The 17,694-nt window shown below is 71.3% G+C and carries 17 protein-coding genes; 9 read left to right on the top strand and 8 right to left on the bottom strand.

Features of this window, described 5'->3' with window-relative positions; translation table 11 throughout:
• Nucleotides 1-72 precede the first annotated feature (72 nt).
• A complete protein-coding gene (locus tag C4J65_RS30145; RefSeq protein ID WP_115745254.1) occupies nucleotides 73-903 on the top strand; it encodes an SDR family oxidoreductase in 831 nt (276 codons plus the stop codon).
• A 47-nt stretch (nucleotides 904-950) separates the two neighbouring features.
• Here the strand turns inward: C4J65_RS30145 and C4J65_RS30140 are convergent, their stop codons facing one another.
• A complete protein-coding gene (locus tag C4J65_RS30140) occupies nucleotides 951-1,355 on the bottom strand; it encodes a helix-turn-helix domain-containing protein (RefSeq protein ID WP_115745253.1) in 405 nt (134 codons plus the stop codon).
• Nucleotides 1,356-1,455: 100 nt separating this feature from the next.
• On the opposite strand from C4J65_RS30140, the gene C4J65_RS30135 reads away from it, so the two are divergent.
• From C4J65_RS30135 to C4J65_RS30115, 5 genes are all read left to right on the top strand, one after another.
• Nucleotides 1,456-2,439 (top strand): alpha/beta hydrolase, encoded by a 984-nt coding sequence (locus tag C4J65_RS30135; protein WP_240330553.1) that lies wholly within the window; start codon nucleotides 1,456-1,458, stop codon nucleotides 2,437-2,439.
• A gap of 122 nt (nucleotides 2,440-2,561) precedes the next feature.
• Nucleotides 2,562-3,140, top strand: a complete 579-nt coding sequence (locus C4J65_RS30130) for a hypothetical protein (RefSeq protein ID WP_240330552.1) — start codon at nucleotides 2,562-2,564, stop codon at nucleotides 3,138-3,140.
• A complete protein-coding gene (locus C4J65_RS30125; protein WP_115745251.1) occupies nucleotides 3,137-3,748 on the top strand; it encodes a toxin in 612 nt (203 codons plus the stop codon). Before C4J65_RS30130 ends, C4J65_RS30125 begins: the two co-directional genes overlap by 4 nt.
• Entirely contained in the window at nucleotides 3,745-4,935 is a 1,191-nt protein-coding gene (locus tag C4J65_RS36215; protein ID WP_162833415.1) for an MAB_1171c family putative transporter, read from the top strand. Before C4J65_RS30125 ends, C4J65_RS36215 begins: the two co-directional genes overlap by 4 nt.
• Nucleotides 4,928-6,394: an FAD-dependent monooxygenase gene (locus tag C4J65_RS30115; protein ID WP_115745250.1), complete on the top strand. Its 1,467-nt coding sequence runs from the start codon at nucleotides 4,928-4,930 to the stop codon at nucleotides 6,392-6,394. The genes C4J65_RS36215 and C4J65_RS30115 overlap by 8 nt, the downstream gene beginning before the upstream one ends.
• A gap of 50 nt (nucleotides 6,395-6,444) precedes the next feature.
• Here C4J65_RS30115 and C4J65_RS30110 read toward each other — a convergent pair whose 3' ends face one another.
• The 3 genes from C4J65_RS30110 to C4J65_RS30100 form a co-directional block, all read right to left on the bottom strand.
• A complete protein-coding gene (locus C4J65_RS30110; protein ID WP_240330551.1) occupies nucleotides 6,445-7,677 on the bottom strand; it encodes a hypothetical protein in 1,233 nt (410 codons plus the stop codon).
• Nucleotides 7,662-8,771: a hypothetical protein gene (locus tag C4J65_RS30105; protein ID WP_115745249.1), complete on the bottom strand. Its 1,110-nt coding sequence runs from the start codon at nucleotides 8,769-8,771 to the stop codon at nucleotides 7,662-7,664. Before C4J65_RS30105 ends, C4J65_RS30110 begins: the two co-directional genes overlap by 16 nt.
• A gap of 187 nt (nucleotides 8,772-8,958) precedes the next feature.
• Nucleotides 8,959-9,867, bottom strand: a complete 909-nt coding sequence (locus C4J65_RS30100) for an NAD(P)-binding domain-containing protein (RefSeq protein WP_115745248.1) — start codon at nucleotides 9,865-9,867, stop codon at nucleotides 8,959-8,961.
• Nucleotides 9,868-9,950: 83 nt separating this feature from the next.
• Between C4J65_RS30100 and C4J65_RS30095 the strand changes: the two genes are divergently transcribed.
• Together C4J65_RS30095 and C4J65_RS30090 are read left to right on the top strand one after the other, a co-directional pair.
• Entirely contained in the window at nucleotides 9,951-10,334 is a 384-nt protein-coding gene (locus C4J65_RS30095; RefSeq protein ID WP_115745247.1) for a helix-turn-helix domain-containing protein, read from the top strand.
• Nucleotides 10,335-10,384: 50 nt separating this feature from the next.
• Nucleotides 10,385-10,945: a pyridoxamine 5'-phosphate oxidase family protein gene (locus C4J65_RS30090; RefSeq protein ID WP_115745246.1), complete on the top strand. Its 561-nt coding sequence runs from the start codon at nucleotides 10,385-10,387 to the stop codon at nucleotides 10,943-10,945.
• 67 nt (nucleotides 10,946-11,012) lie between these two features.
• Here the strand turns inward: C4J65_RS30090 and C4J65_RS30085 are convergent, their stop codons facing one another.
• The 3 genes from C4J65_RS30085 to C4J65_RS30075 all read right to left on the bottom strand — a co-directional run bounded on the left by C4J65_RS30085 (nucleotide 11,013) and on the right by C4J65_RS30075 (nucleotide 14,796).
• On the bottom strand, nucleotides 11,013-12,041 hold the full coding sequence (locus tag C4J65_RS30085) for an alpha/beta hydrolase family protein (protein WP_115745245.1): 1,029 nt from the start codon (nucleotides 12,039-12,041) through the stop codon (nucleotides 11,013-11,015).
• A 187-nt stretch (nucleotides 12,042-12,228) separates the two neighbouring features.
• The gene (locus C4J65_RS30080; RefSeq protein ID WP_115745244.1) at nucleotides 12,229-13,881 is read right to left on the bottom strand and encodes a phosphodiester glycosidase family protein; all 1,653 of its coding nucleotides are present in this window, start codon (nucleotides 13,879-13,881) and stop codon (nucleotides 12,229-12,231) included.
• A 129-nt stretch (nucleotides 13,882-14,010) separates the two neighbouring features.
• Entirely contained in the window at nucleotides 14,011-14,796 is a 786-nt protein-coding gene (locus tag C4J65_RS30075; protein WP_115745243.1) for an SAM-dependent methyltransferase, read from the bottom strand.
• A 133-nt stretch (nucleotides 14,797-14,929) separates the two neighbouring features.
• Between C4J65_RS30075 and C4J65_RS30070 the strand changes: the two genes are divergently transcribed.
• Complete coding sequence (locus tag C4J65_RS30070) at nucleotides 14,930-15,748, top strand: SAM-dependent methyltransferase (RefSeq protein ID WP_162833414.1); 819 nt, start codon at nucleotides 14,930-14,932, stop codon at nucleotides 15,746-15,748.
• Nucleotides 15,749-15,790: 42 nt separating this feature from the next.
• Here the strand turns inward: C4J65_RS30070 and C4J65_RS30065 are convergent, their stop codons facing one another.
• Complete coding sequence (locus C4J65_RS30065) at nucleotides 15,791-17,680, bottom strand: discoidin domain-containing protein (protein WP_115745241.1); 1,890 nt, start codon at nucleotides 17,678-17,680, stop codon at nucleotides 15,791-15,793.
• Nucleotides 17,681-17,694 lie beyond the last annotated feature (14 nt).

Below are 17,694 nucleotides of genomic sequence, written 5' to 3'. Positions count from 1 at the left end.
AGCATCTGCCTGCGGGCCGCTCCATGCCTTCTTCGAGCCGCACTTCATCCCCCGCACAGAAAGCACTCACCCATGCACGACTACACGAACACCACCGCCCTGGTCACCGGCGCGTCCAAGGGGCTGGGCGAGGCCTACGCACGCGAACTCGCCGCACGGGGCGCGCACTTGGTCCTCGTCGCTCGCTCGGCCGACGCGCTTCGCGCCCTCGCCGACGAGATCCGGGCCACGCATTCCGTCCGGGTCGACGTGATCGCCGCGGACCTGTCCGACCGGCGGTCGCCGCAGCGGGTCCTCGATGCCGTCGACGGACTCGGTCTTGACGTGGATCTCCTGGTCAACAACGCGGGGATGGGGGCCGTGGGGCCCTTCCTCGGCCGGCCTCTCGCGCCCAACCTCCAGTCCGTCGACGTGAACGTCACCGCGCTGGTCGGGCTGGTCCACCTCCTGGGTGCCCGCATGGTCGAACGCGGCCGTGGCGGCATCGTCAACATCGCCTCCACCGCCGCCTTCCAGCCCATGCCGTACCAGGCGAGCTACGCCGCGACCAAGGCGTTCGTACTGTCGTTCACCGAGGCGCTCGCCGAGGAGGTGCGTGGCACCGGCGTACGCGTGATGGCGGCGCACCCGGGAGCGACCGCCACGGGGTTCTTCGAAGGTACGACCGCGTCCATGAATCCCAGGTTCACTGATGCCCCGGCCGACGTGGCCGCCAGGACGCTCGACGCCTTCGCCCGGGGCCGGGCCGTCTCCTTCCCCGGACGGGCGTCCCAGCGCGTCGGGGTCTGGGCGTCGCGGGTGCTTCCCCGCACCACGGTCACGCGCCTCACGGGCGCCCTCAACCGCCGGATGGGATTTCGCGACGTCAGTGACCTCGAGCCCGCCGCCGCGCCGGGGCGGTGACGGCCACCCAGCATCCGGCCTCAACGGTCCCTCCCGAGGCGCGAGCCTCAGTCGGCCGTGTCTTCCCGACTGCGCTGGTTGGCCCGGTCCACTTCACTCATGTGCGCCTCGGCCCACTCACGGAGTGCGGCCAGCGGTTCCTCCAGCGTCCGGCCGAGCGGGGTGAGCCGGTAGTACACGCGTGGCGGGACCGTCGCCTCGACCCGGCGGCCGACCAGGCCGTCGCGGGTGAGGCCCTGGAGGGTGGCCGACAGCATCTTCTGCGAGATGCCGGTCATCCGGCGCTGCAGTTCCGCGAAGCGCACCTCCTCCGGGGAGGCCTCCGCCAGCACCTTGACGGCCATGGACGTCCACTTGGTGCCGATCCGGTCGAGGAGGCGGCGGGTGGGGCACTGCGGGTCGAACAGGTCTCCCCGGGGGGCGTTCGGAGGGCGTGACGTCGAGGAGGTCACCTGGAGCTCACCACCTGTCGCGGAAGTGCGGTCTGGGATCGCTCAGCTTAGTTACCTATCGTTCTGTTGTCACCATTGGTAACTACACGCAGGAGTACCTGTGGCCGTCGTCTCGCCCCTCCCCTCCCCTCTCCAGCCCCAAGGCGTCGAACTCCGGCGCGTCGCAGTCAACGGCGTCGAACTCAACGTGGCCCTCCTCGGCGAGGGCCCCGCCTTGCTGCTGCTGCACGGCTTTCCGCACACCTGGCGACTGTGGACCCGTGTCATGGGCCCCCTCGCCGAACACCACCGAGTGATCGCACCGGACATGCGAGGCGCGGGGGCGAGTACGCGCGCGGCGGACGGCTACGACGCCGGCACACTCGCGGGCGATGCCGAAGCGCTGCTGGAGGCCCTCGGAGTGCGCTCGGCGGACGTCGTGGGAATCGATGCCGGAACGCCGCCCGCGTTCCTTCTCGCCATGCGTCGGCCGGACCTCGTCAGGCGGCTCGTCGTCATGGAGTCGCTGCTGGGCGGGCTGCCGGGGGGCGAGGAGTTTCTCGCGCAGGGGGCGCCCTGGTGGTTCGGCTTCCATGCGGTGCCCGGTCTCGCGGAGACGGTGCTGACCGGGCACGAGGCGCAGTACGTCGACTGGTTTCTGGGCGCCGGTTCCCTCGGGGAGGGCGTGGATCATGCGGTTCGGGACGCCTTCGTGCGGGCGTACACCGGGACCGATGCCTTGCGGTGCGCCTTCTCGTACTACCGAGCGCTGCCCACGAGCGGCGAGCAGATCGCGGAGGCCGTCGACGGTGGACGGTTGACCGTCCCCACCATGGCCGTCGGCGCCCATCCGGTGGGCCGGGCCCTGGAACGGCAGCTGCGGCCGGTCGCCGATCACCTGGTCGGCCATGTGATCGAGGACTGCGGGCACATCATCCCGCTGCATCGTCCCGAAGGGCTGCTTCGCCTCCTCGAACCGTTCCTCGCCCCGCAGCCCGGCTCGGAACCCGGCTCGCAGCCCGGCTCGCAGCCCGCCCCCCAGCCCGGCTCGGAGCCCGGCTCGGCGAAGACACCGCCGGTGTCCGATCCGGACAAGCATCGGTGATCCGCACTCAACGACCGTTGCCCCTCGCCGTGTTCATCACATAGGGTCCCGTCAGCGACACCAGGCGTCAGCCCCCGACCGGGAGTGCAACGGTGGCATCACCTTCTCCTCTCTCCGAAACCTTGCGGCGTCTCGACAAGGTCGTCCAGGGGAAGGAAGCCCGTTCGAAGCTGCTGGACGCAGCGCAACTCGCCGCCAGGACGGCCCTGCCGGTGTACACCGTCCGCATCCTGCTCCAGGGTGGCGTACCACCGGACGACCCGGTCAACGACCGGGTCCGGACGCGGATCGCCGCGCTCGCCGAGGCCGAGATGGCCGCGACCGGCAAACGCATGTCCGAGCTGGCCTCGGACATCTCCGGGCGGCTCGGTGTCTCCGGGTACTGGGCCCGGCAGGTCTGCGACGGCAAGAAGGTGCCCAGCGTCGAGCTTCTGCACGGGCTCGTCGAGTACTTCGGGGTCGAGGAGGGGGAAGCGTTCTTCACCGCGTCGGCCACCGACGCGCTCAACCGCGTCCTGCTCCCCGTCCTGCACAGTCTGGAACACCCCGAGAACGATCCCGTGCTCGCCCTGATGGATCGGTACGGCGTGAGGTCCGCCGACCTGCGCGCGCACGGTTCCCTGACCCGCGAGCAGTTGGAGCGCCTTCTTGAAGGCGTCCTGCGGTCCGTCGTACCCCCGGACGGAGGTCGCGAGCAGTGAGCACCAAGGCGATGAAGTCCTTACTCTCCGTCCTGGGCCGGCACACGGCAGGGGCCATTCGGCGGCCGGCCGAGCCCAGGGGGGTCATGGAAGCCTTCTGCGAGGCCATGAGCGCACGCTCCGGTCGGCCGATCCGCCTCGTGTTCCGGGGGTTCCCGCCGGACATTCCCGTCTCCGGCATGCGCCTGGACTGCGGGGACCACTCCATCATCGTGGTGGAGGAACACACGGTTCCCGAGGCTCAGTTGGTCATTCTGGGCCATGAGCTGTGGCACGAGGAGCAGGGGGACTGCGGACACCACGTGGCGGGGATGCCCACCGCCGCCCGAGCGCTGCCCACCGAGCAGGCCGGGGAAGTGATCGAGCGGGCCGTCGAACAGATCCTCGCAGCGCACGAGGTACCCCCGGACGCGCTCCTCGCCGTCGCGGCCCGTGCCGAATCGCGCGAGGACCACGAGGCGGATGCCGAGACGTTCGGGCTGCTGTTCGGCCGGGAGGTCCGCACCTGGATGAAGGGCCGCTACGCGCAGGGCCCGGTCAGCGCGGACACCGTGGAAGGCCGCATCAATCTGTCCCTGAGCAACCGCGGCGGGCACCTGCTGTCATGAGCCCGTCCTTCCACGTTCCCTACATCCTGCCCACCGCGCTGCTGGCGCTGGCCCTCGTGCTGAAGCTCCCCACGTTCCTGCGGGCCTCGCGCGACCCGGACGTCAGGGCGACCACCCTGCTGCTGGTCTGGGCCACCGCCGTCCTGGTCGTGATCACCCCGGTCAACATAGAACGGCTCAACGTCCTCACGGGAATACCGAACATCGCCTCCCCCTGGGCCTACTCCTTCCTCACCGCCTTCTGCGCCACCGGCCTGACCATGATCATGCGCTGGCGGGAGGCACCGTCGGTGAGACGCCGGCGCAGAATCCGCCGCATCTACTGGATCTACGCGGGGATCGTCGCCGTCCTGTGGCTGACGTTCGTCCTGGCCGACGTCCCCACGGCACGCGTCTACGACCTGGACACCTACTACGCCGGCACCCCCTGGATGCGCGAGCACATCCTGCTCTACATCGCCGCGCACATGGTGTCGTCCCTCGTGGCGGTCTCCATGCTGTGGAAGTGGTTCCCCGAAGTGGTCAACCGCTGGCTGAAGGCCGGAGTGGTGTTCCTGCAACTGGGGTTCGCGTCGGGACTCGTCTTCGACGGAGCGAAGTTGGCCGCGATCGGAGCCCGTTGGTCGGGACACGACTGGGACGTACTGAGCACCCGGACCGCGCCCCCGTTCGCGCTCATGGAAGCCGCCCTCGTCGCACTCGGCTTCATCGTCCCCCAGGCCGGGCCCTTCCTGCAGAAATGGATACGGGACCGGCGCGAGTACCGTCGGCTCGCCCCGCTGTGGCACGCCCTGCGCAGCCTCACCCCGGCGGCAGCGGAAGCACGCTTCGGACCGTGGGCTCCACTCGACCTGCGCCTGTTGCAACGACGGCAGCGCATCCACGACGCCCTGCGCGTGCTCGGTCCCTACCTCGACCCGGTCCTCCACCAGCAGGCCCGCGAAGCCGCACAGGCCGGGTCCGGCGACCCGGACGCGGACGGAGTCGCCGGAGCCATCACGATCAGTGCCGCTGTCAGTACCTACCAGCAGGGCGGGCCCCCCGTCGCCCACCTCCAGGGGCCGCGGGGAGGCGCGGTCGTGGGCGGCCACATCGAAGGCATCGCGTCCGCCCTGCACCGGCCCCGCATTCTCCAAGACGTCCGCCGACGCATGACCAGCACAGAAAGCGCGCATCACCATGGCTGAAGGAACCGTCACCCGCCGGCCCACCGCAGTGGTCATCGGCGCCAGTGCCACCGGTCTGCTCGCCGCGGCGGCCCTCGCGGACTTCGCCGACGTCACCGTCGTCGAACGCGACCGCCTCCCCGACGGGCCCGAACCGCGCAGGGGCGTTCCCCAGGCCCGCCACGCACACCTGGTGTGGAGCGGAGGAGTCAAGGCCTTCGACGAGCTCCTCCCCGGTCTCACCGGTGAGATCGTCGCCCGCGGGGGCCGTTTGGTGCACATCATGGGCGAGATGGTCTCCCGGGCCCCCAACGAAGTGTGGTTCCGCCGTTTCACCTCCACCCATCACCGCAACCTGGTCTGCTCCCGCGACCTCCTCGACTCCGTCCTGCGAAGCCGCGTCCTGGCCGACGAACGCATCACACTCTGCCAGGAGACCATCGCACTCGGCCTCGAAGGCGACGCCAGGGCGGTCACCGGCGTGCACATACGCGCAGGCTCAGACGCCGACGCCGACGCCGACGCCAGTGCCAGTGCGGATACCGGTGCCAGTGCCGGTGCCGGAGCCGAGGAAAGCACCCTGCGCGCGGACCTGGTCGTCGACGCGTCGGGCCGCGGGTCCCGCGCTCCGCGATGGCTCACCGAGCTGGGAGCGCCGAGCGTCACGGAGCGAGAGGTCAACGCCGGCGTCGCCTACGCCACCCGTCTCTACCGCGCCCCCGAGGCGGCCCGGCACATCGACTTCCCCCTCGTGAACGTGCAGGCCAACCCGGCCAAGGCACCCGGGCGGGGAGGCATCATCCTGCCCATCGAGGGAAACCGCTGGATCGTCACGCTGGCCGGCACCCGCGGCGGTGAACCCACCGACGATCCCGACGCCTTCGTCGAGTTCGCACTCAGTCTCGACGATCCCGTCATCGGCGAACTCGTCAAGGGCCTCGAGCCACTCGGGGACGTCATCACCACCCGAGCAACGGCCAACCGCCGTCGCTACTACGAGCAGGTCAGACACTGGCCGGACGGCTTCCTCGTCCTCGGCGACGCCATCGCCGGCTACAACCCCGTCTACGGGCATGGTCTGACCGTCGCCGCCCAGTGTGCCCTCGCCGTCCGCGACACGCTCGGCGCGGCCGGGCCGGGACATCCGGGCCTCGCGCGGCGCCTTCAGCGTGCCGCCGCCCGACCGGTGGCCGCCGCCTGGGACTTGGCCGTCGGCCAGGACGCCCTGTATCCCGGAGCCACCGACACCCGGCCCAACGGCGTCGAACGTCTCCTCGCCCGCTTCGTGGACAGAGCCGTGGAGACCGGCGCACGCAATCCGCGCGCCATGGCTGCCCTGCTGGACGTCATGAGCCTGGAGCGACCAGCGACCCGGCTGTTCTCGCCCGACATGCTCATCCCCATGTTCATCGGTCCCAGGAGACCGCACCTGCAAGGACCACCCCTCACCGATGCGGAGCGAAAGGCCGCCATGCCGTAGTGCCGTGCTTCCTGGCGGGCGCCGCCCGGCGGGTGTTGCGGCGCCCGTCCCTACGACCAGGTCAGGAAAACCGTGTAGGTGTCCAGGAGGTCGTTGACCACGCCGGTCGTCTCCCCGCTCCCTGTGGTTGGCACCACCCTGAAGTCGGGCTTGCGATACGCGTAGGCGTCGTCGCTCCGCCGGGCGTTGGGCTCGTGGACGGCGACGAGGAACCGCTTCCCGTCCGGCGACACCAGCATCCCCTCCGCGACCCTCCCGTCGTGCGGGCCCACCACGCTGATCGGGGCGCCCGAGGCCCGGCCGGTGCGCGCGTCCATGACCCGAAAGGTACCGGTCGAGGTGCGGCACAGCACCCGGTCGTCGCCGGTCCAGCCGACGACACCCACACACCCGCTGAGCAGGGTCGCCCGGTGCGCCGAACGAGAGGTGAGCGCTCCTGAGGATTTCCAGGTGTCGAAGACGTTCCCGAAGACCTTCGGTGCCTTGGCGGTGAGCCGTCGGCCGCCAGGTGCGAGGTGGACCGTGTCCGCCTGGACGGCGCGTGGGGGCTTGCCCATGACGGTCAGGGGCAGGTCGTGCCCTGCGGCCGGGCCCTCGTCGGACAGGTCGTGGGAGCCCTCGGTGGACCGGGAGCCGATCCGCTGCCCGCCGTCCTTTGCCGCGTACGTGAACCACACGCTGCGCCCGTCCGGCGACATCACCGCGTTCTGTTCGTCGGCACCCGGCGCCCCGCTCAACCGCTCGACCTCGTCGAGGTCGGCGCCGCTCACCACGTAACCGACTCGGGAGTCCGCCGTGTTGCCGGGATCGCGGAGGACCACGGCCATGCGCGTGAACGCCAGGTCGAAGAGTGCACGAACCCGGGGTGCCATGTACTCCAGGGTGGCCACCTTGTAGGGGGACGGGTTGTCCGCGTTCATACCGCAGAGGTCCACGAGGGGGCTGTTGACCTTCTTCGCGCCCGCGTGGTTCGTGAACGCGGCGTCGCCGGGAATGGGGAAGGTCCGTTCCGCGCGCGGTTGCCACGTCTCGGGGTCCCAGGCCCGGACGGTGACCGCGGCGTAGCGCGCGCCCATGCCGCACGTGGCGGTGACGACCGAGTCGTCGCGGGTGAAAGGAGTGTCCGGGAGTGCGTAGCCCCGGTTGCCCAGGAAGGGCGCCGCGGGACCCGAGGATTTCGCGGCAGGCTCCTCCTCACCGGGCTGCGCGCTGCACCCCTGGACGGACAGGACGGCCAGGGCGAGGGGGACCACCGCGGCCTTGACGGTCAGACCAGATCGCACAGCGGCCCCTTGGGATTCTTGTGGCACGGCGTCCAGGCGACGGAACCGAAGACCCACTTCTGCTGGAGGTCCGCCGGGACGGACTCCGTGCGGATGCGCAGCGGCTTGCCCTTGGCGTCCTTCAGCTGGAGCCACTCGCCCTTCTGGTAGGAGTCGTTGTAGTGGACCTTGATGCCCCACTCGCACACCTGTCCCCGTGGCGCGATCGCCTCCACCCTGAGGCCGCCCGAGGGCTGGCCGCCTCCGACCTCGATGTAGTGGGTGCCGAAGTAGGACTCGCCCTGCCCCTCGGCGTCGTCGGTGAGCACGGGCTCGTCGGCGCGCGGCGGAAGGTGGAGCCGGATGCCCTGATAGGTGGCTCCGCCCTGGGGTGGCATGGCGACGACGGTCTGCGTGGTGCTCTTCCGGCACGTGATGTCGGTGGTTTTCCAGCCGTCGATGACCACGGCGGAGGACCGGGTGCTCAGCACGGTCATCTTGAAGGAGTCGGTGAGTTCGAGGCGGCCGTCCCGTCTGTACCGCGTGTACCGCTCGGGGGCGTGTTCCATCACGGACGCGTAGACGAGCGGGCGGCCGCCCAGTTCCCTCAGGTAGGAGAAGGCGGAACCGGGGTCGCCGGTCGTCAGTTGCCGCGCCTCGTCGGCGGTCAGCTCCCGGTCGAGGACCATCGCCCACGTCGGGGGTTCGCCCTCCTCCGGCCGCACCGACACCGTGAACGGGGTCTTGGCGGCGTCGATGCCGGTGTTGGTGTCGTTCTCCCTGATCGCGCTCGGCTTGATCATGAGGTAAGCCACCAACAGCGCGCCCACGACGCCCAGGAGACCGACGGTCGCCTTCACCAACAGCCAGCGCAGCTTCTTGCGCCGGGACGCCTCGGGGTCCACGCCGAGCACGTCGGAGACGAGCGTCTCGAAGCTCTCGTCGGGGCGGGCTCCCCCGTTGGCGGACGGCTGCGGAGAGGCCGACGCGGGGTCGGCGGGCGGTGTTGGCGTGTCCCCGTCCGCGCCCGCATGCTGCCGGGTGGGCTCGGCGGGGGCGCCGTCGTCGTCCGGCTGCGGCTCCGGAGTCCCGTCCGGTGAAGCGGTCGTCGTCATGCTCGCCCCCCTGCGACGCGTCGCATCCCGTCTCCGGCGGCCGACGACGCCCGCGTCGACCGGGCCGCTCGAAGCCGCCCTGATCCCTTGTCACGTACCGGTTCGCCCGTCATGTACAGCAGTCTGCCGCACCAGCCTCACCCTTGGTGACACACCGGTCACCATCGGGGCTCCGGTCCGCGTCTCGTCAGCGCGGTGCCCGGATGCCGTCGATGATGCGTGTCCAGTTGTCCCTGCCGTGGCCGTTCTCGATCGCGTGCCGATAGTGGGCCTGAACGGCCAAGGGGAGCCCGAGGTCGAGGCCGAGTGCTGTGCTGGTGTCGACGATGTGGTCCGACGTCGCGCCCATCATGGTCACGGTGCTGAGGTGGCCGGGATGCTCTCCGGCGTCGAGCGCTGCGCCGGGGCGCTCTTCGCCCGCCCTGAAGATGTCGCCGATGGAGTCGGCGGCGGAGAGGAGTTCGGGGAGCGCCTGCTCGGCTCTCATGCCCGCGGTGCCCAGCATCGCGGTGGCGTGCATCAAGGCGGACAGGGTGCTGAGGAACACGACCAGCTGGGCCTGGTACATGAGTTGGGCCAGGCCCGGGTCCTCCCCCAGGTGCTTGGGTGTGCCGAGCAGTGTCAGTGTCGGCAGGTGGCGTTTCAGCACCTCGCCGGGGCCGCTGTAGTAGACGTACGCCGCCTCGGTCCCGACCATCGGCGCGGGGGTCATGACACCTCCGGTGAGGAAGGTGGCGCCGTGGCGCGTGGCCCATGCCGCGGCCTCGCGTGTGCGTTCGGGGGTGTCGGAGCTGAGGTTGACCAGTGTGCGGCCGGCGAGGGCGTCCGCCGTGCCGTCGAGGATGTCGTACATCGCCTCGTAGTCCGTGAGGCTGAGGAGGACGAGGCCGCTCACTCCGACGGCCTCGCGGGGTGTCTTCGCGCGCTTCGCACCCGCGGCGACCACGCCGTCGGCCCGGCCGGCGGTGCGGTTCCATACGGTGACCGCGTGGCCGGCGGTGAGCAGGGTGTTGGCGATCGCCTGGCCCATGGGGCCCAGTCCGATCACGGTGACGGCGGTGTCCTGACTGCTGGTGCGGTTCCGGTATGCGTTCACTCCGCCATCCTCGAAGAGCGCGGGTAGCCTCGGAAGTACCCACTATTTTCTGCGGTACTTACCTTTTTGTAAGGGGATCAGCGATGGCCAGGGCACCGAGGTCCGGACCCTACGTCTGCGGCATCGATGCCGCGCTCGACGTGGTGAGCGGCAAGTGGAAGGGGCTGATCCTCTGGGAGCTGGACGCCCATCGCGTACGTCGCTTCGCCGAGCTGCGCCGCGCCCTGCCGGGGGTGAGCGAGAAGATGCTGACGCAGCACCTGCGGGAGATGGAGGAGGACGGTCTCGTCCACCGGAAGGTGTTCGCGGAGGTACCGCCGCGAGTGGAGTACTCCCTGACGGACCACGGGCGCACGCTCAACCGGGCACTCGGTTCCCTGGGCGCCTGGGGTACCGAGCGGATACGGCGCGAGGGGTGCGAGGTGCGAGGTGCGCAGCCGTCCGTACTCCATCGGGAGCACCGATGATTTCCTGGCCGGCCGGCAGTCGTTACGGACAAGAGAGCAAGGAGTCCGCCATGTCCGTGCAACGACCCAGGGCCGAGCAGCCCACAACCGGGCTCGACGCCCGCTACAGCTCCGCACTCAATCCTCGGCCCGGCGCCGCGGACGTCACCGCCACCGAGTGGGACGAGGCCCGGCGCCGTCTGGAGGCCGCCGAGATCTTCTGGGTGGCCACGGTGCGGCCCGGTGGCGGGCCGCACGTCACGCCGGTGATCGCGGCGTGGCACGCCGGTGTGCTGTATTTCTCCACCGGGCCGGGTGAGCAGAAGGCCCGGAACCTGGCGCACGACGCGCACTGCGCGCTGATCACGGGCGGAAACTCGCTGACCGAGGGGTTCGACCTCGTGGTCGAGGGCGAGGCGGAGCCGGTCGGTGACCCGGCGTTGCTGGAGGAGGTGATCGCGGCGTACGAGGCGAAGTACGGATCGCACATCACGTCGGCCGAAGGCACCTTCCACGGCATCGGGGACGCCATGCGGCGCGGAGACGCGGTGCTGTTCGCGGTGGCCCCGGTCACCGCGTACGGGTTCGGCCGGGACGACGGGGTCTACAGCCATACGCGGTGGGGGTTCTGAGCGGCGCCGGGCCAGAGCTGCCGGCAAGGGATGCGTGGAATGCGGGAGTTCCACGACGTCGTGACGGTCAGCCGCCGACCCCCAGCGCTCCCAGCAGCATCGGCAGGGAGGCGTGCAGTTCACGCTCCCAGTAGGCCCAGCCGTGGGTCCCCGGGCCGTAGAAGTTGGTCGTCACGTGCCGCGCGCCGACGCGCTTCAGCTCGGCCGCGAGCGCGTGGTTCTGCCGGTTGAAGTCGGCCTCCAGGGCGCTCGTGGCGCCCGGTGCGTCCAGGGGGCCGGTGGTGCCGTCGCCGCAGGAGAGGTAGACCGGGATCGACCTCAGTCGCTTGGCGAGGTGGAAGGGGTCGTGGGCCTGCCAGATGGCGCGTTGGGCGACCGGGTCGCCCCAGACGCGGAGGGGGTCGTTGTCCTGGCCGGCGAAGAAGCCCATGATGCGGTCGACGGACTCGTCGTTCAGGAGGGGGTGGGCGGAGCCGGAGAAGGCCGCCGTCGCCCTGAACATGCCCGGGTGCCGGGCGGCGTACAGCAGGGCGCCCTGGCCGCCCATGGACAGGCCGGCGACCACGCGGTCGCTGCCCGCGCCCCAGTCGCGTTCCAGGAGGTGGCGCAGTTCCTTGGTGTGGAACGTCTCCCATGCCGGGTCGCCGCCCTGCCCGTGGTTCCACCAGTCGCTGTACCAGCCGTTCCAGCCCGCCTCGGGCATCACGACCAGGACGTCGCGCAGACTGTCCGTCTCCGCCACGTCCGTCATGCTCGTCCACGACGTGTAGTCGCCGCAGCAGCCGTGCAGGAGCCAGAGGGTGGGCCAGTGCTGCCGGTGGCGTCGGTCGTGCGGGTTCCAGCCGTCGGGGGTGAGGAGACGGACGTCGACCGTGCGGCCGCCCAGGGCCGCCGACCGTACCGACAGGTCGACCTGCCGGTCCGCGACCCGGGTGACGGCGACGACCTCCGCGCCGGGGCGGGTGGCGCCGGTCTCCGGTCTCCCGGCGGCCAGGGCCCCTGGGGCGGTCGGCGTCAGGACGGCCAGCAGGACGGCGAGGACCAGGAGGAGTCTCGCTCGCAGCGGGGTGAGGACAGTGGGCACGTTCGCGAACACGGCGGCTCCCTGGGTGGGTTGCTGTGCGTGGTGCCTGGTGCGTCGTACCTGGTGCGTGGTGCCTGATGCGTCGTACCTGGTGCCTGGTGCCTGATGCCTGGTGCCTGGTGCCTGGTGCCTGGTGCGTGGCGCCTGGTGCGTGGCGCCTGGTGCGTCCGACGGGCGGTCGTGGCGGACCGGGGCAGGGTCAGGTGTCGTGCCGGTGCGGCAGGATCAACAGCGCTTCCCCGACCGGGCGTTCGCCTGCGGCGTCCGAAGGGGAGTTGAGTACGGAGCCCTCGGCCACCATCGTCGTCGAGCCGCCGCCGTCCAGGTTGACGGCGGCGCGCAGGCCGAGTGACCTCGCGACCTCCGCGCCCTCGCCGATGCTGAGTCCGAGGGAGTCCGTGCTGCGTCCGTCGGCGGTGACGAGGACGGTGCGGCCCGCGGCGTCCACCCCGGCCAGGGTGCGCGGGTTGCGTTTGTGCACCCAGCCGTAGTACCAGCTCGGGTCGCCGGGGTGCACCATGCCGTCGGTGGCGGGGGTGATGTGGATACGGCCGTCGCGGACCAGCTCGGGACCCGCGTTCACGATGTCGGTACGGGACGAGGGGGACATCCGGCGACCGCGGCCGTCCAGCAGGGTCGTGCTCACGCGCAGGCGTTCGCCCACGTGGGCCAGGGCCGTCAGGTCGGCGACGCGTTCGCCCGTCGCCTGGACCGAGCTGCCGCCCCGGGGGATCGTTCCACCGCGTGGTGAGCGCAGTTCCACGACCCGGTCGTGGGCGTCCAGCACGGCTTCCGCACCTGCTCCCTCGGGGGTGCGGGCGCCGTAGTCCGGGGTGAAGGTGACCAGCTCGTCGGGGTTGGTGCAGGTGACGTCGTGGAGCGGGAGCGACGTCGGGGTGTCGCCCGCGCTGCCGCCGCAGTTCCTGATCAGGCCGGGCACGCGGTTGACACCGTTGAGGGGGAGGGAGGCGGCGCGGGTGGCGATCGTGCCCCGCCAGGTGAGGCGGGCGATCTCGGTGCGGCGGCCGTTGTCGTGGACGACCAGGGCCGGGCGTCCGGCCACCGGTTCGCTCAGCAGGCGGCCGTCGTACACGCCCACTCCGGCGGGATCGCCCGGGGCGCCCGCCTTGGGGTCGAGGACGAAGAAGCCGGCGTTGACCGCGGCCGTCGCGGCGGCCGAGGCCGAGAGCGCGCTGGCCGTCTCGCGGTTCTCCAGGTCGGGGCCGTACGACGCGTCGAGAGTGCCGCGGAATGTGCGCGGGTCGATGGTGAGGACGTCGACGTGCCACGGGCCCCGGTCCGTCGCCTCGCCGTCCCAGCCGGTGTAGACGGCGGAGCCCGAGTAGCCGGCCGCTCTCAGGCGGGTGCGTTCGGCCGTCGCGGCGGTCTGCGCGTCGAAGGTGCCGATGCGGACCCGCCAGCCGAGGGTGCCGCCCCGGTAGTCGGCCGTCGCGGGTGTCGTCACCTCCTCCACCCTCGCCTCGAAGCCGTCCCGGCGCAGTGCGGCGGCCAGTTCGTCGGCGCTCGCCCGGTCCTTGAGGGCCGTCGGCGGTGCGTCGGGGTCCGGGGAGGAGTCGCCGCCCGGGATCGACACCTCGACGGTCCAGTGGAGTGCCGGGTCGTCGGCGTTCCCGCGCACGATGCGGGTCAGGGTGACGCCCGGCTGGAGGGTGGTCGTGGTGCGGCGCTCGGGGAGGTCGGCGGGGCCCAGGGGAAGGGCGTGACGGGCGGACGGCGGGTCCCCACCGGGGTGCGGGGACGCGACGGCGGCCGGTGGGAGCGCGGCCAGCGCGGTGAGGGCACCGAGGACGACACCCGTGGCGGCGCACAGCCGCTTCTTCCTCTGCTTCATCTGCCGTCCCGCCTCGCACCGACCACGGACACCGACCGACCCATGCTGCGCACAAGTATCGGCCGGTTCCCGCCGACGTCAAGGCGGCCTCCGGCGGCGGAGGTTCGCCCGGGCCGCACGCGGTCCGGCTCAGGGAACCCGGGCCACGCCCACATGGAAGCCGCTGCGTTCCCGCACCGGTGCCGGTTCCTCCTGGTACCACTCGGTGGCGAACACCAGCCCGGGCGCGACGAGTTCAAGACCGGAGAAGAAGGGTTCGACCTCGCTCCGGGTGCGCATCCGCAGCGGGATGGCGCCCTTCTTGTACGCCGACTCGGTCTCCTGCTTCAGCTCCGGGTGCTGGTCGGCGGTGCCGTGCGAGAGGAGCAGGTAGCTGCCGGAGGGAAGGGAGTCCACGAGGGTGCGCACGACACGGTACGGGTCCTCGTCGTCCGGCAGGAAGTGCAGGAGCGCGATCAGGGAGAGGGCGATGGGACGGTCGAAGTCCAGTACCTCACGGACGCGTTCGAGGATCGCCGCGGGCTGTCGTACGTCCGCGTGGAGGAAGTCCGTTGCCCCCTCCGGGGTGCTGGTCAGCAGCGCCTGGGCGTGCCTGAGGACGATCGGGTCGTTGTCCGCGTAGACCACCCGGGCGGCCGGGCTGATCGCCTGCACGATCTGGTGCAGGTTGGGTTCGGTGGGGATGCCGGTGCCGATGTCCAGGAACTGGTCGACGCCGTTCTTCGCCAGCCAGGCCGCCGCTCGGTGCATGAACGCCCGGTTCCGGGCCGCGTTGCCGCGCGCCTCCTCGGGGAGGGTCTCGCCGACCCGCTGGTCGACGGGGTAGTTGTCCTTGCCGCCCAGCAGCCAGTCGTAGACGCGGGCCGGGTGCGGCTTGCTCGTGTCGATGTGGGGTCTGGGTGTACCGGCGGTCACAGAACACTCCTCCGTACGCGGAACGGCATCGTCGGGTCGTCAGCCTAAGATGACGTTCCGACCGGCGCTCACCCAGGTGCCCATCGCTCGACGTCCTTGGGTGGCCCACGAGTTGAGGACGGAGTCAGGCCGCATGACGTCCCTGAGCAGTGGCGAGAGCGCCGCCCACCCCGACCGGATCGACACGAGCAGGCCCCATCCGGCGCGGATGTACGACTACTTCCTCGGCGGCAAGGACAACTACGAGGTTGACCAGAGGGCCGCCGAGCAGTTCATGAAGGCGGCGCCCGAGGTGCGTGAGGGGGTCCTCGCCAACCGGCACTTCATGCACCGGGCGGTGCGCCACGTGGTGGCCGAGGGCGGCGTCCGCCAGATACTCGACGTGGGCACGGGCCTGCCCACCGAACCCAACGTGCACCAGATCGCGCGGTCCGTCGCGCCCGGGACCCGGGTCGCGTACGTCGACAACGACCCCATCGTCGCCACCCACTCGAGGGCCCTGGCGGACGACCCGGACACCGCCGTCGTCCTGGCCGACCTGCGCGACCCCCGCGCGATCCTCGACCATCCCGAGGTGCGCGCGGTCATCGACTTCGACCTGCCGGTGGCGCTGCTGCTGGTCGCCGTCGTGCACTTCGTGGCCGACGCGCAGGACCCGGCGGGCATCGTCGCCACGCTGCGCGACGCGCTGCCCGCCGGGTCCTACCTCGTCCTGTCGCACGCGACGGGCGACGTCCACGAGGACCGGCGTGAGGACGCGGCGGCCGTCTACAACAAGGCCACCGCGTCCCTCAACCTGCGTTCACACGCGCAGATCCTCGATCTGTTCGGGGACTTCGCGATGGTCGGGCCGGGGCTGGTCCGGGTCACCGACTGGCGCCCCGAGGAGGCACGGCGCCCCGACGCCCCGCCCATCGGCATCTACGGCGGAGTGGCGCGGAAGGGCGCCTGAGGCCCGGCGGCGGCCCGGCGCTGCGGCGGCCCGGCCCGGCGGCTACCCCTTCTGTTCGACCCGCACCCAGTCCACTTCCGCCTGCACTCCCCCGGCCGCGATCCGGTCCACGCTGGACTGCGGCAGGCCCCAGTAGGGACTGGTGACCTGGTTCCAGCCCGCCGGGTAGGCGCCGCCGAGCGCGAGGTTGAGGATGACGTACTGGTCGTGGTCGAAGACCCAGGCGCCGCGCGTCGACTCCAGCTTGTTGCGGGTCGTCTCCTGGACCACGCGGTCGTCGACGGAGAACTTCATGCCCGTCGGCGTCCACTCCACCGCGTAGGTGTGCCACTGGTCGGCCCGGCCGCCACCGGGGTACACCTGGCGCGCGCCGACGTTGCCGTCGGCCGAGTAGCCCGGGCCGTGCAGGGCGCTGCTGGTCCAGTCGCCGTAGCCGATGTTCTCCATGATGTCGGTCTCGCCGGAGGCGGGCCAGGACACGGAGGGGTCGTCGACGTTACTGCCGAGCAGCCAGAAGGCGGGCCAGAAGCCGTCGCCGACGGGGAGTTTCATGCGGGCGCTGACCCGGCCGTAGGTGAAGTCGAACTTCGTGTTGGTGTCGATGCGGCCGGACGTGAAGTCGTAGGTGCCGCCGCCTGCCTTCGTGCAGCCCTTGCAGTGCTTGGCACGCAGGACCAGGGCGCCGTTCTCCAGGCGGATGGTGTCGGCCGAGTCGACGTAGGCCTGCGACTCGCCGTTGACGGAGCCCATCTCCGTGCCGGTGCGGACGACGCGCCACTTGCCGCGGTCCAGGGCGGCCGAGGTGAAGTCGTCGAAGAACGTGGTCCGGTAGGTGCCGGACTGTTCACCGGGCAGCGCCGGGTAGGCGGCGGCCGCGCTGCCTCCGGTGCCCCAGACCTCGAACTCGTAGAGGGAGTAGCCGAACTGGGCGGTGGCTGGCGCCGGGTTGTAGAAGGAGCGGCGTTCCTTGCCGAGCATGCGGACGTAGCGGCCGGTGGCGGGCTGGGGCAGGCGCACGGTGTCGTGGCGGCCGGTGGCCTCGCCGGGGGACCTGACGTCTGCCCGGCGGGCGGCGACCTCGGCGGCGGAGGGGCGGTACACGGTGCGCCAGGTGCGGTTGTCGTCGGAGACCTGGAGTTCGTAGTCGACGGCGTAGGCCGCCTCCCAGTACAGGTCGACCGTGTCGACGGTGGAGGTGGCACCGAGGTCGACGGAGACCCAGCGGTCGGCGTTCCAGTCGCTGGCCCAGCGGGTGGCGTCGGCCTTGAGGTCGGCCGGGCGGCCGCCGTCGGTGACGAACGCCGGTGAGTTGCCGGCGTGCTGGTAGACGTTCGAGTACGCGGGGTGGTTGAGGGCGAGGTTGGTGCGCGTGGTGGAGGCGGGGGCCGGTTCGCCGCCGTAGACCTTGAAGGTGTAGAGGGAGTAGCCGTAGGGGGTGGCGCGTTCGACGCCGCGCATGCGGACGTAGCGGGCCCGCACTTCCTGCGGGTAGGTGTGCGCGGTGACCGATCCGCCGGTGCCGGCGGTCTCCGTGTAGAAGGGCGTCCAGTCGGTGCCGTTGGTGGAGGCCTCCAGTACGTATCTCTTGCCGTAGGCCGCCTCCCAGTCCAGGGTCACCCGGTCGACGCGGATCGTCGCGCCGAGGTCGACGCGGATCCAGGCGCCGTCGGTGAAGTCGCTGGACCAGCGGGTGCCGCCGTCGCCGTCGAAGGCGAGGCCGGGCGCGGTTCCGGCGTTCTCGCTCGCCGAGGCGGTGACCGCGGCCGGGTCGGCGGCGTAGGCGGTGGCCGCGCGGTCGGTGTCCCAGGCCGCCGCGGCGGTGGTGGAGGGCTCGGCGGCGGCCGGGGTGGCGGTGGTGAGGGACGGGACCGCGGCCAGCAGGGCGAGCGCGGTCAGGGCGGTGAGAAGGGTGCGGGGGGCAGGGGACGGCATGCGGTTCCTCTCCT

It is taken from the genome of Streptomyces sp. CB09001, assembly GCF_003369795.1.
Classification (GTDB): domain Bacteria; phylum Actinomycetota; class Actinomycetes; order Streptomycetales; family Streptomycetaceae; genus Streptomyces.
This window is presented reverse-complemented; position numbering and strand designations above follow the sequence as displayed.